12 protein-coding genes are annotated in these 12092 nt (G+C 71.5%); 11 read left to right on the top strand and 1 reads right to left on the bottom strand.

Translation table 11 applies throughout. From position 1 onward, the window contains the following. Positions 1 to 112 precede the first annotated feature (112 nt). On the bottom strand, positions 113 to 1171 hold the full coding sequence (gene selD, locus LPC04_RS23020; protein ID WP_275684643.1) for a selenide, water dikinase SelD: 1059 nt from the start codon (positions 1169 to 1171) through the stop codon (positions 113 to 115). Positions 1172 to 1256: 85 nt separating this feature from the next. On the opposite strand from selD, the gene LPC04_RS23015 reads away from it, so the two are divergent. The 11 genes from LPC04_RS23015 to LPC04_RS22965 all read left to right on the top strand — a co-directional run bounded on the left by LPC04_RS23015 (position 1257) and on the right by LPC04_RS22965 (position 12034). Beyond that, positions 1257 to 2162: a putative selenate ABC transporter substrate-binding protein gene (locus LPC04_RS23015; RefSeq protein ID WP_275684642.1), complete on the top strand. Its 906-nt coding sequence runs from the start codon at positions 1257 to 1259 to the stop codon at positions 2160 to 2162. A gap of 6 nt (positions 2163 to 2168) precedes the next feature. Continuing rightward, positions 2169 to 2975 carry a phosphonate ABC transporter ATP-binding protein gene (locus tag LPC04_RS23010; RefSeq protein ID WP_275684641.1) on the top strand — a complete coding sequence of 269 codons (807 nt, stop codon included), beginning with the start codon at positions 2169 to 2171 and terminating at the stop codon, positions 2973 to 2975. After that, the gene (locus LPC04_RS23005; protein WP_275684640.1) at positions 2972 to 3799 is read left to right on the top strand and encodes a PhnE/PtxC family ABC transporter permease; all 828 of its coding nucleotides are present in this window, start codon (positions 2972 to 2974) and stop codon (positions 3797 to 3799) included. The genes LPC04_RS23010 and LPC04_RS23005 overlap by 4 nt, the downstream gene beginning before the upstream one ends. Next, a complete protein-coding gene (phnE, locus tag LPC04_RS23000) occupies positions 3796 to 4584 on the top strand; it encodes a phosphonate ABC transporter, permease protein PhnE (RefSeq protein WP_275684639.1) in 789 nt (262 codons plus the stop codon). Before LPC04_RS23005 ends, phnE begins: the two co-directional genes overlap by 4 nt. 16 nt (positions 4585 to 4600) lie before the next feature. Continuing rightward, a complete protein-coding gene (mnmH, locus tag LPC04_RS22995; protein ID WP_275684638.1) occupies positions 4601 to 5680 on the top strand; it encodes a tRNA 2-selenouridine(34) synthase MnmH in 1080 nt (359 codons plus the stop codon). A 3-nt stretch (positions 5681 to 5683) separates the two neighbouring features. Next, positions 5684 to 5941 (top strand): hypothetical protein, encoded by a 258-nt coding sequence (locus tag LPC04_RS22990; RefSeq protein WP_275684637.1) that lies wholly within the window; start codon positions 5684 to 5686, stop codon positions 5939 to 5941. Positions 5942 to 5951: 10 nt separating this feature from the next. Then, positions 5952 to 7091, top strand: a complete 1140-nt coding sequence (locus tag LPC04_RS22985) for a CaiB/BaiF CoA transferase family protein (protein WP_275684636.1) — start codon at positions 5952 to 5954, stop codon at positions 7089 to 7091. A 212-nt stretch (positions 7092 to 7303) separates the two neighbouring features. Continuing rightward, positions 7304 to 8119, top strand: coding sequence for a flocculation-associated PEP-CTERM protein PepA (gene pepA / locus LPC04_RS22980; RefSeq protein ID WP_275684635.1), 816 nt, complete (start codon positions 7304 to 7306; stop codon positions 8117 to 8119). Positions 8120 to 8282: 163 nt separating this feature from the next. Next, positions 8283 to 9488: an ROK family protein gene (locus LPC04_RS22975; RefSeq protein WP_275684634.1), complete on the top strand. Its 1206-nt coding sequence runs from the start codon at positions 8283 to 8285 to the stop codon at positions 9486 to 9488. Between the two features lie 61 nt (positions 9489 to 9549). Next, a complete protein-coding gene (locus LPC04_RS22970; RefSeq protein WP_275684633.1) occupies positions 9550 to 11046 on the top strand; it encodes a sugar ABC transporter ATP-binding protein in 1497 nt (498 codons plus the stop codon). Then, on the top strand, positions 11021 to 12034 hold the full coding sequence (locus tag LPC04_RS22965) for an ABC transporter permease (protein WP_420854761.1): 1014 nt from the start codon (positions 11021 to 11023) through the stop codon (positions 12032 to 12034). The genes LPC04_RS22970 and LPC04_RS22965 overlap by 26 nt, the downstream gene beginning before the upstream one ends. Positions 12035 to 12092 lie beyond the last annotated feature (58 nt).

Raw genomic sequence — 12092 nt, 5'->3', positions numbered from 1 at the left:
TCTGCCCGACCCGATTCTTTCGTCACGCGATCGCGTCCTTCGAGCATCGCACCGGTGCTTTCGCACGGTCCGCCCGTGTTTGTGCGCAAATGTTACCGGCGCAGGGGCGCGCTCAGGCCTCGACCTGCAGCCCCGGCGCGCCGTCCAGCATGCGGCCGATCACGGCGGCGTCGCCGAAGCCGCCGTCGCGCAGGCAGGCCAGCACGTCGTCGAGCGCGGCGGGACTGCACGACACGAGCAGGCCGCCCGAGGTCTGCGGGTCGGTCAGCAGGTCGCGCGCGTGCGGCGGCAGCGCCGCGCCCAGTTGCACCTCGGCGCCATAGCCCGCCCAGTTGCGGCCCGACGCCCCGGTGACGAAGCCCTCGCGCGCCAGCGCCTCGACGCCGTCGATCAACGGCACGGCCGACCAGTCGACCCGCGCCCGCAGTCCCGCGCCGCGCGCCATCTCGAGCGTGTGGCCCGCGAGGCCGAAGCCGGTGACGTCGGTGATCGCGTGGACGCCGTCCAGTTCGGCCAGCTTCGCGCCCGGCTTGTTCAGGCGCGTGGTGGTCGCGATCAGGCGCGCGTAGCCGGCGTCGTCGAGCCGGCCCTTCTTCAGCGCGGCGGACAGCACGCCGACGCCCAGCGGCTTGCCCAGCACCAGCACGTCGCCGGCGCGCGCGTCGGAGTTGCGGCGGACGCGGTCGGGATGCACCAGGCCCATCACGACGAGCCCGTAGATCGGCTCGACCGAGTCGATCGTGTGGCCGCCCGCGATCGGGATCCCGGCCTCGGCGCAGACGGCGTTGCCGCCGGCGAGCACGCGGCCGATCACGTCGACCGGCAGCTGCGCGATCGGCATCGCGACGATGGCCAGCGCCATGATCGGCGTGCCGCCCATCGCGTAGACGTCGCTGATCGCGTTGGTCGCGGCAATGCGTCCGAAGTCGAACGGATCGTCGACGATGGGCATGAAGAAGTCGGTCGTCGCGATGAGCGCCTGCGAGTCGTTGAGCTTCCACACCGCGGCGTCGTCGGCCGTCTCGATGCCCACCATCAGCTGCGGCGGCAGGAAACCGGGCGCGCTGGATTTGAGGATGTCGGACAGCACGCCCGGCGCGATCTTGCAGCCGCAGCCGCCGCCGTGCGAGAAGCTGGTGAGACGGAGCGGGGCGGGCGGGGCAGCGGTCATGGTCGGCGGTCGCGGTTCGAACGGGCAAAATGCGGGGTTGCACCGGCGGCGAGTCGCCACCGGCACCCATTCTCACCGGATCGCCATGAACCTGCCGAACGTTTCCCCGTCCTCGCGCCAACGCCGTTCGTTGCTGCAGTCGCTCGCCGCGCTGTCGTTGGCCGGCGTCTCGCTGCTGGGCGCGCCCGCCGTGCATGCCCAGGCCAACGTGCTGCGCGTCTCCGCGATCCCCGATGAGGCGCCGAGCGAGCTGCAGCGCAAGTTCAAGCCGCTGGGCGAGTACCTGAAGGCGAAGACGGGCATGGACGTGCAGTTCACGCCGGTGACCGACTACGCCGCCGTCGTCGAGGGCCTGGCGTCGAAGAAGATCGACCTCGCGTGGCTGGGCGGCTTCACCTTCGTGCAGGCGAAGCTGCGCACCGAGGGGCAGGCCGTGCCCATCGTGCAGCGCGCCGAGGACGAGAAGTTCACGTCCAGGTTCATCGTGCCGATCGACAGCCCGATCAAGACCGTCGGCGACCTGAAGGGCCACACCTTCGTCTTCGGCGCGCCCTCGTCCACGTCGGGCAGCCTGATGCCGCGCCATTTCCTGGAGCAGCAGGGCATCGTGCCGGAACGCGACTTCAAGACGGTCGCGTTCTCGGGCGCGCACGACGCCACCGTCGCCTTCGTCGCGTCGGGCCGTGCCGAGGCGGGCGCCCTCAACGCGTCCGTGATGGACAAGCTGGTCGAGGCGAAGAACCCCAATGCGGCCAAGGTGCGCGTGCTCGCCACGACGCCGCCGTTCTTCGACTACAACTGGACGGTGCGCCCCGGCCTCGACCCGGCGCTCACGAAGAAGCTGACCGACGCCTTCCTCGCGCTCGATCCTTCGAAGCCGGCCGACAAGGAGATCCTCGACCTGCAGCGCGCGTCGAGGTTCATCCCGACCAAGGTGTCGAACTACGACGGCATCGAGGCGGCCGGCAAGTCGGCCGGCCTCATCAAGTAAGGGCCGATGAGCCTGCGCCTGGACCAGGTCGGCGTCGTGCACGCCAACGGCCGGCGCGCCCTCGCGGCGGTCGACCTGCACGTGGCCGCGGGCGAGCGCGTCGCGCTGATCGGGCCCTCGGGCGCCGGCAAGACGACGCTGCTGCGCGTGGCGGGCGCGGCGCTGCGGCCGACCGAGGGCCGCGTGACGCTGCTCGATGCCCAGCCTTGGACGCTCGCGGCGCGCGCGCTGAGAGCGCTGCGCGCGCGCATCGGCTTCGTGCACCAGGCGCCTCCGATCCCGCCGCGGCTGCGCGTGGTGAGCGCGGTGCTGGCCGGCCGTCTCGGCCAGTGGGGCCTGGGCCGCGCGCTGCGCTCGTGGCTGCTGCCGGTCGACGCCGCGGGCGCGCGTGACGCGCTCGCGCGCGTGGGGCTGGCCGAGCGCCTGTTCGACCGCTGCGACCAGCTGTCCGGCGGCCAGCTGCAGCGCGTGGCCGTCGCGCGCACCTTGTACCAGTCGCCGTCGCTGCTGCTGGCCGACGAACCGGTCTCTGCGTTGGACAACACGACCGCCGACGCCGTGCTGCGCGAGCTGGTCGGCTACAGCACCGCGGCGGGCGCCACGTTCGTCGCGTCGCTGCACGCGGTGGAGCTGGCGCTGCGCTGGTTTCCGCGCATCGTCGGCGTGCGCGAGGGCGTCGTGATGTTCGACCTGCCAGCGGCCGAGGTCACGCCCGAACGTCTGGCGACGCTGTACGCGGACGAGGTGGCGGCCGAGCCCGAGCGGCCGGTCGAGTCGCTGCCGCACTTCACGCTGCCGCTGGGCTCGGCATGAACGTGGCCGCGGCGACGCGCGATCCGCTGGCCGGCCGCCGCCTGGCGTGGGCCATCACAGCCCTGGTCCTGCTGTGGCCCTTGGCGCGGCTGGCGGAGTTCCATCCGGCCGTGCTCTTCGATCCTGCCAACGCCCGCGTGATGGGCAACTTCGTCCGCGGCTTCCTGCCGCCCGCGATCGACGCCGAGTTCCTGCACGAGCTGCTGGCCGCGACGCTGCAGACGCTGGCCATCGCCACCGCGGGTGTCGCGCTCGCGTTCGTGGTCGCGCTGCCGCTGGCCTTCGTCGCGACGCGCTCGCTGTCGATCGCCGCCATCGGCCCGGCGAGCGGACGCTGGCGCGGGCGCGCGCTGCGCCAGGGCGTGCGAACGCTGATGGTGCTGCTGCGCTCGATCCCCGAGATCGTGTGGGCGCTGCTGTTCGTGCGCGCCTCGGGCCTCGGGCCGGCCGCGGGCGTGCTGGCGCTGGCGATCACCTACGGCGGCATGCTGGCCAAGGTCTACGCCGAGATCCTCGAGTCCGCGGACGTGCGGCCCGCGCGTGCGTTGCTGCAGGCCGGCAGCGGACGCGTCGCGGCGCTGTGCTTCGGGCTGCTGCCGCTGGCGGCCGAGGAACTGGTGTCGTACACGGTCTATCGCTGGGAGTGCGCGATCCGCGCCGCCGTCGTGATGGGCTTCGTCGGCGCCGGCGGCCTGGGGCAGCTGGTCGATCTCGCGGTGAAGGGCTTTGCGCCGGGCCAGGTCAGCAGCATCTCGCTGGTCTTCCTGGCCCTCGTGATGCTGGCCGACGCGATCAGCGCGCTGCTGCGCAAGGTGCTGGCATGACGGCGCAGCGCGGCCACGGCCTCGCCGGCCTCGCCTGCGTGGCCGCGATCGCCATCGCGGTCGTCGCGAGCTTCCGCTACCTCGCGGTGGACTTCGGCGGCCTGTTCGAGGCCGAGGCGCGGGGACGCATGGCGCGCTTCGTCGTCGAGTTCTTCCCGCCGGACGTCTCGCCCGCGTTCCTGCGCCAGGTCGGCGCCGCGTCGCTGCAGACGCTGGCGGTCTCGTTGCTGGGCACGCTCATTCCGACGATCGTCGGCGGCGTGCTTGCGCTGCCCGCCGCGGGACGCTTCGGCGCGGTGCCCAAGTGGCTCGCGCGTTCGCTGCTCAACGGCCTGCGCAGCGTGCCCGAGCTCGTGTGGGCCGCGCTGATGGTGCTGGCCGCGGGGCTCGGCCCGTTCGCGGGCACGCTCGCGCTGGCCCTGCACACCACGGGCGTGCTGGGACGGCTGTTCGCCGAGAGCCTGGAGAACGCGTCGCCGCTGCCGGAGACCGCGCTGCGCGACCTCGGCGCCGGCGCGGTCGCGCGCTTCGTCCACGGCACGCTGCCGCTGATCGCGCCGCAGTGCCTGGGCTACGTGCTGTATCGCTGGGAGATGAACATCCGCATGGCCACGATCCTGGGCTTCGTCGGCGCGGGCGGGCTGGGGCAGTTGCTGTACTTCCACCTGTCGCTGTTCCAGCAGGCGCAGGCCGCGACCGTGCTGGTCGCGATGACCCTGCTCGTGCTGGGCGACGACGCGCTGAGCGGCTGGGCGCGCCGGTCGCTCAGCGCGCAGGCGCATTGAACGCACAATGTCCGCCATGCATCCCGCGAACGAATCCCCGCCGGTCGACACTTCGTCGCTGGCCCCGCTGCCGTTCGACCAGTACGCGCTGATCATCGACGCCCGCTCGCCGCACGAATATGCCGAGGATCACGTACCCGGCGCGGTCAACCTGCCGGTGGTCGACGACGCCGAGTTCGCCGAGGTCGGCATCCAGTACAAGACGGACCAGCACGCGGCCTACCTGATCGGCGCGCAGCATTCGTTCCGCAACCTGGCGCGCCACACGGCCGACCTGATCTCGCGCTACAAGCCGAGCGATCGCTTCCTTGTCTACTGCTTTCGCGGCGGCAAGCGCAGCGCGCTGTGGGCGAGCAACCTGCGGCTGATCGGCTTCCAGGTCGACGTCGTGCCCGGCGGCTGGAAGCGCTATCGCGCCTGGGTGCGCGAGTCGCTCGCCGCGCTGCCGCAGCGGTTTCAGTACAGGGTGCTGTGCGGCCCGACCAACTGCGGCAAGACGCGCCTGCTGCAGGAGCTCGCGCACCAGGGCGAGCAGGTGCTCGATCTCGAAGGCCTGGCCGTCCACAAGGGCTCGCTGCTGGGCGACGTGCCGGGCCAGCCGCAGCCCACGCAGAAGACCTTCGACAGCCTCGTGCTGGACGTGCTGCGCCGCTTCGATCCCGCCCGGCCGGTGTGGATCGAGGCCGAGAGCAGGAAGGTCGGCCGGCTGCTGGTGCCCGAGGAACTCACCGCCGCGATGCGACGCGCGCCGACGCTCCACCTGAGCGTGCCCATGGCCGAACGCGTGCGCCTGTGCCGCGAGGACTACGCGCACTTCGCGGCCGATCCGCGCGCGATGGTCGCCCGGCTCGCGCCGCTCAAGCCGCTGGTCGGCGGCGAGGAGCTGGCTCGCTGGCAGGCGCTCGCCGACGCGGGCCGTGTCGACGAGCTGTTCGAACGCCTGATGACGCAGCACTACGACCCGGCCTACCTGCGCTCGACGACACGCGAGTTCGGGCCGGGCGACGCCGCCAGCCGGCTCGAGCTCGAATCCCTGCAGCCTGACGCGCTGGCCGACACCGCGCGCCGACTGATCGCACGTCCCACTTCGGAGTAATGGATGTCCCTCGCCATGAAGATCGCCTGCCTCGTCGCCTACGCGCTGGGCCTCGCCGCGCTGGTCGGCCTGATCCACGGGCCGCTTGCGTCCATCGCGGCCATCGTCACCATCGCCTTGCTGGGCGTGCACGCGCTCGAACTGCTCTACGCGTTCAGGTTCCTGCATCGCTACCGCGGCTCGATGGGGATGAGCGTGCTGCTGGCGATGCTGTTCGGCGTGCTGCACTGGGCGCCACTCGCGCGCCAATCGAAGACCTGAGGCCACGGCAATGGGCGTGCTGTCCGGACTTCGCGTCATCGAGATCGCCGCCCTCGGCCCGGCGCCGTTCTGCGGCATGCTGCTGGCCGACATGGGCGCCGACGTCGTGCTCGTCGAACGCGGCGGCGGCAAGGGCGGCGACCCGTTGTCGCTCGGGAAGCACGCCATCGTCAATCGCGGCAAGCGCTCGATCGCGCTCGACCTGAAGGACGCGGCCGCAGTGGACGCGCTGCTGCGCCTGGTCGATGGCGCCGACGCGCTGATCGAAGGCATGCGGCCCGGCGTGATGGAGCGCCTGGGCCTCGGCCCGGACGCGTGCCTCGCGCGCAATCCACGGCTTGTCTACGGCCGCATGACCGGCTGGGGCCAGGACGGCCCGCTGGCGCAGGCAGCGGGGCACGACATCAACTACATCGCGCTGTCCGGCGCGCTGTGGTTCTCGGGTGCGCCGGGCGCACCGCCGATGGCGCCGCCGACGCTGGTGGGCGACCTCGGCGGCGGCGCGCTGTATCTCGCGATGGGCGTGCTCGCGGCGCTGCTGTCGGCGCGCAGCACGGGCGTCGGCCAGGTCGTCGACGCGGCCATCGTCGACGGCACGGCCAACCTGATGAACCTGCTGCTGTCCGTGCACGCCGCCGGCCAGCAGCCGTTCGAGCGCGGCCGCGGCCTGCTCGACGGCCCGCACTGGTACGGCAGCTACGCCTGCGCGGACGGCCTGTTCGTCAGCGTCGGTGCTGTGGAGCCGCAGTTCAACACGCTGTTGTTCGCCAAGCTGGGCCTCGCCGACGACCCGGACTTCCGCGACGCCTACGACCCGCGCCGCTGGCCCGCCTTGCGCGAGCGGCTGGCCGCGCTGTTCGCGACGCAGCCGCGCGCGCACTGGACGGCGCTGCTCGAAGGCAGCGACGCCTGCTTCGCGCCGGTGCTGACGCCGCGCGAGGCCCTCGCGCACCCGCACCTGGCCGCGCGCGAGGTCTATGCCGATCTGGACGGCCTGCTGCAGGCGGCGCCGGCGCCGCGCTTCTCGGCGACGCCGTCGGCCACGCCCCGAGGCGTGCCCGGGCGCGGGGAGCATGGCGCGGAGATCCTGCGCGGCATCGGGATGGACGAGGCCGCGATCGGTCGGCTTCTACGCCGCGGACCCCCCTAATTCATTGATGAGCGGCTACCCCGCATGGGTCGGCCGCTTCGCCTGGTCGAACCTTCCGCGCTGGGATTCTTGCCACATGGGGACGAGCGAACGACAGGTTTGCGACACCAATTGCGGTAATGATTGCGACATTCTTCACGGACGACGTGTTGTTGCTCGGCCGTGGGTTCGCGTCCGCTGCCCGCCGTGGTAGCCCAGGAGGAGTCAAAATCATGAAATCGTTTCCCTTTGCCCGTTCGGTGATCGCCGCGGCGCTGGCCGTCGTCTCTGGCCTGGCATCCGCGACGTCCGTCTACCCCGACTTCACGGTCGACACTTCCGCGCTCGGCGGCGGCGGCAAGCTGGGCACGTTCACGGCGAACGACATCAGCGGCCAGTACCACGAGCAGCTGACCTTCACCTCCGCCACCACCTTCGTCGTCACGCTCGACTTCGTCGCGCAGGGCTTCAACCACGACGACACCGACCCGGCGCTGTCGACCAGCCTGAACGGCGGCCAGACCGGCCTGGGTGTGAACTACGGGCTGCTGGCCATCCTGAACGCCACGGGCACCTACAGCACGTCCGGCGGGGTCACCACGTTCGCCCTGACGCCGGGTGGCAGCCTGACCCTGACCTACGACGACGGCGCCGCCGCCTCGTTCGTGGCACCGGCCTCGCCCGGCGGCTCGTACACGATCGCTGCCAACGGCGACACGCTCACGACGCTGGCCACCGGGGCCGCCATGATGGGCAACGGCTCGGAAAATTGCACGGCGCCCAACCTGTGCGGTTCGTTCGGGCAGCAGGACTCCTTCGCGTTGACGGCCGCCGGATCGACCTTCTTCGTCGGCCCGTCTCCGTTCTACGACCTGAGCCTGCAATCGGGCCAGTTCGAAGGCTTTCCGGTCACTGTCGGCGGAACGGTGACGGAGTCGGGCTCGCTCAACGCTGTCTTCGCGAACTCGGTGCCTGAGCCGGGGTCGTGGGCGATGATGGGCCTGGCCCTGGCCGGGATCGTCGCCGTGCGGGCGCGCAAGCGCACCTGAGCACGCGCGGGGCGCCCCGGCGCCTCCAAAACCCGGACTTCCGATTCCTGGAAACCCACTTCGGCCTTTAATAGGTCGAAGTCGACTCTTGTGCGGCCGAAGTGGCCGCTCTACATTCGCGCCATCGACCCGAAGAGGTCGTGAACGGATGGAGACAAGCCGAATGAGTCGATGGGCCCAGCTGTCCACGAACGAACTGAGCGTGCTCGAGGGCGTCTTCTGGCTGCACGGGCCGTCACGCGAGGCCCTGTCGCAGCGGCTCGCGTTCTCGCGCACGCATGCCAACGCGGTCATCGCCGGCATGCTGGAGCAGGGCTGGCTCGATCGCGCGGGGCAGCGCGAGTCGTCCGGCGGTCGTCGCGCCGAGACCCTGTGCCTGCATCCCGCGTTGGGCGTGCTGCTGTGCGCCGACCTGGGCGCGACCAGCATCGAGGTGGCCGTCCTGTCGCTGGACCTGCAGGTGTTGGCGCGCCACGGCGAGGCGATCGACGTGCGCCTCGGGCCAGGTCTCGTGTTGTCGCGCATCCGCGCGCTGATGCGCGAGGTCCTCGCCGCCCGCAAGCTCAAGCCGCGCGACGTGCTGGCCATCGGCATGGGCGTGCCCGGGCCGGTGGACTTCGCGACGGGCCAGCTCGTCGAGCCGCCGCTGATGCCGCAGTGGGACAGCTTCTCGATCCGCGACGACCTGCGTGCCGAGTACGAGGCGCCGGTCTGGGTCGACAACGACGTCAACCTGATGGCACTGGCCGAACTCTGGCGCCTCAAGCGCGAGCTGCCCAACTTCCTCGTGCTGAAGGTCGGCACGGGCATCGGCTGTGGTGTCGTCTGCCATGGCGAGGTCTATCGCGGCGCGAACGGCTCGGCGGGCGACGTCGGCCACATCTGCGTCGATCCGGCCGGGCCGCGCTGCCATTGCGGCAACGTCGGCTGCGTCGAGACGATGGCCGGCGGCCCGGCGATCGCGCGCGAGGCGACGTCCGCGGCGCAGGCCGGGCAGAGCGCGATGCTGGCCGAGCGCCTCGCCGCCAACGGCATGCTGACGCCCGAGGACGTCGGCAACGCGAGCCGCGCGGGCGACGCCACCGCTAACCAGATCGTGCAGCGGGCAGGCACGCAGATCGGCCAGATGCTGGCCTCGGTCGTCAACTTCTTCAACCCGTCGCACGTGTTCGTCGGCGGCGGGCTCACGCGCATCGGGCCGCTGTTCCTCGCGTCGCTGCGCCAGTGCGTGTACCAGCGCTCGCTGGCGCTGTCGACGCGGCACCTCGAGGTCGGCTACACGCCGCTGGGCGACCAGGCCGGGCTGATCGGGGCGGGCGTGCTCGCGCTGCAGGAAACGCTGCGCGGCCGCGCGAAGGTGCTCGCATGAGCGTACGCACGGCCGCTCCGAAGGGAGCTCGCACCGCAGCCGCCAGGCGGAGGGTCGCCTTGTGACCGACCACCGCCGGGTCAGCGTGAGCTTCGACGGCGTCGTCAAGGCGTTCGGCTCGGTACAGGTGCTGCACGGCGTCAGCTTCGAGCTCGCGCCTGGCCGCGTCGTCGGCCTGCTGGGCGAGAACGGCGCCGGCAAGAGCACGCTGATGAAGATCCTCTCGGGCTACGAGCCGGCCACGTGCGGCGACGTGCGCCTCGACGGCGTGCCGGTGAAGTTCGATGGCCCGCGCGCGGCCGAGGCGCGCGGCATCGTGATGATCCACCAGGAGTTCGCGCTGGCCGAAGACCTCACGATCGCGCAGAACGTCTTCCTCGGCCACGAGCGCACGCGCGGCTGGTGGCTGGACGACGCCGCGATGCGCGCCGAGACCGCGCGCGTGCTGAAGCTGGTCGGCCTGAACGCCAGCCCCGACACGCCGGTGCGCCAGCTGATCGTCGCCGAGAAGCAGCTGGTCGAGATCGCCAAGGCGCTGCAGCGCGACGCGCGCGTGCTGGTGATGGACGAGCCCACCGCGACGCTCACGCCCGGCGAGACCGAGCGCCTGTTCGCGCTGATCGCGCAGCTGAAGGCCGAGGGCGTGACCGTCGTCTACATCTCGCACAAGCTCGACGAGATCGAACGCATCACGGACGAGGTGGTGGTGATGCGCGACGGCCGCTTCGTCGCGCGCGAGCGCACGAGCGAGCTCACGCGCCGGCAGATGGCCAACCTGATGGTGGGCCGCGAGCTGAGCGACCTCTATCCCGCCAAGGACGCGCGGCCCGACGCCGCGCCGCTGCTGCGCGTGCGCGGCCTGAGCGTGCCCGGCTGGGCGCACGCGGTCGACTTCGACGTCGCGCCGGGCGAGATCCTCGGCTTCGCCGGGCTCGTGGGCGCGGGCCGCACCGAGATGTTCGAGGGCCTGCTGGGACTGCGGCGGCACGACGTGGCGTCGCTGGAGATCGCCGGCCGCGCGGCGCGCATCCGCAGCCCGCGCGAGGCCGCGGCGCTGGGGCTCACCTACCTCAGCGAGGATCGCAAGGGCAAGGGCCTGCACGTGCGCTTCGGCCTGGCCGAGAACCTGACGCTGATGGCGCTGCGGCGCTACGCGACCCCGTGGCTGCATCCGTCCGCGGAGCGCGCCGCGTTGAAGACGGCGGTCGACGAGTTCGGCATCCGCACGGGCTCGCTGGACATCCCGGCGTCGTCGCTGTCCGGCGGCAACCAGCAGAAGCTCGCGCTCGCGAAGGTGCTGCATCCGGCGCCGCGCGTCATCGTGCTGGACGAGCCCACGCGCGGCGTCGACGTCGGCGCCAAGCGCGACATCTACTTCCTGATCCAGCGGCTGGCGCGCGAAGGCAAGGCCGTCATCGTCATCTCGTCCGAGCTGATCGAGCTGATCGGCATCTGCCACCGCATCGCCGTGATGCGCGCCGGCAGGCTGCAGGCCACGCTGGCCGCGGACCAACTCACCGAAGAGGCCCTCATTGCCCACGCCACCGGACTCCACTGAAGCCGCCGCGAGCGCCGGCGCGCGGGCGCGTCACGCGTGGGCGCGCCTGCACGGGGTCGGCCCGGTCGTCGGCCTGCTCGCGCTGTGCCTCGCCGGCTTCGTGCTGAACCACGACTTCGCGACCATCGACAACGCGATGAACGTGCTCACGCGCACGGCGTTCATCGGCATCATCGCGGTGGGCATGTGCTTCGTCATCATCAGCGGCGGCATCGACCTGTCGGTGGGCTCGATGGCGGCGCTGATCGCCGGCGGCGTCATCCTGCTGATGAACGCGCTCGGCGCGCACCACGTCGCGCCGTGGCTCGCCGTGGTGCTGGGCGCCGTCTTCGCCGTGCTGCTGGGCGCGGTGTTCGGTCTCGCGCACGGGCTGCTGATCACGCGCGGGCGCATCGAGCCCTTCATCGTGACGCTGGGCACGCTCGGCATCTTCCGCGCGACGTTGACCTGGCTGTCGGACGGCGGCGCCATCACGCTCGACAACGATCTCGCCGACGCCTACGCGCCGGTCTACTACGCCGCCGTGCTGGGCATACCGGTGCCGGTATGGGTGTTCCTCGTCGTGGCCTTGCTCGGCGCGGCGATCCTCAACCGCACCGCTTACGGTCGCTACGTGCAGGCGATCGGCTCCAACGAGCAGGTGGCGCGCTACGCCGCGGTCGATGTCGACTTCACCAAGATGATGACCTACGTGCTGCTGGGCGCCTGCGTGGGCGTCGCGACGCTGCTGTACGTGCCGCGCCTGGGCTCGGCCTCGCCGACCACCGGGCTGCTGTGGGAGCTGGAGGCGATCGCCGCGGTGATCGTCGGCGGCACCGCGCTCAAGGGCGGCGCGGGCAGCATCACCGGCACGGTCATCGGCGCGATCCTGCTGTCCGTCATCAGCAACATCCTCAACCTCACCAGCATCATCAGCGTGTACCTGAACGCGGCGGTGCAGGGCGGGGCGATCATCGTCGTGGCGTTCATGCAGCGGCGCAAGAAATAGGCAGGGTTCCATCGCGGCCGAGGCCGCAGTCGTTCGTTCCATAAAACCAGGAGACTCG

The sequence above is a fragment of the Scleromatobacter humisilvae genome (assembly GCF_023231945.1).
GTDB lineage: Bacteria > Pseudomonadota > Gammaproteobacteria > Burkholderiales > Burkholderiaceae_C > Scleromatobacter > Scleromatobacter humisilvae.
The sequence above is the reverse complement of the archived record's forward strand: the minus strand, read 5'-3'. Positions and strand labels throughout refer to the sequence as shown.

What these genes read in the sequence shown, in the direction of transcription:
- LPC04_RS23010 (WP_275684641.1), top strand. Translation starts at nt 2,169, where the DNA reads ATGAGCCTGCGCCTGGACCAGGTCGGCGTCGTGCACGCCAACGGCCGG.
- LPC04_RS22975 (WP_275684634.1), top strand. Translation starts at nt 8,283, where the DNA reads ATGAGTCGATGGGCCCAGCTGTCCACGAACGAACTGAGCGTGCTCGAG.
- LPC04_RS22985 (WP_275684636.1), top strand. Translation starts at nt 5,952, where the DNA reads ATGGGCGTGCTGTCCGGACTTCGCGTCATCGAGATCGCCGCCCTCGGC.
- LPC04_RS22990 (WP_275684637.1), top strand. Translation starts at nt 5,684, where the DNA reads ATGTCCCTCGCCATGAAGATCGCCTGCCTCGTCGCCTACGCGCTGGGC.
- LPC04_RS23015 (WP_275684642.1), top strand. Translation starts at nt 1,257, where the DNA reads ATGAACCTGCCGAACGTTTCCCCGTCCTCGCGCCAACGCCGTTCGTTG.
- LPC04_RS23005 (WP_275684640.1), top strand. Translation starts at nt 2,972, where the DNA reads ATGAACGTGGCCGCGGCGACGCGCGATCCGCTGGCCGGCCGCCGCCTG.
- mnmH (WP_275684638.1), top strand. Translation starts at nt 4,601, where the DNA reads ATGCATCCCGCGAACGAATCCCCGCCGGTCGACACTTCGTCGCTGGCC.
- phnE (WP_275684639.1), top strand. Translation starts at nt 3,796, where the DNA reads ATGACGGCGCAGCGCGGCCACGGCCTCGCCGGCCTCGCCTGCGTGGCC.
- pepA (WP_275684635.1), top strand. Translation starts at nt 7,304, where the DNA reads ATGAAATCGTTTCCCTTTGCCCGTTCGGTGATCGCCGCGGCGCTGGCC.
- selD (WP_275684643.1), bottom strand. Translation starts at nt 1,171, where the DNA reads ATGACCGCTGCCCCGCCCGCCCCGCTCCGTCTCACCAGCTTCTCGCAC.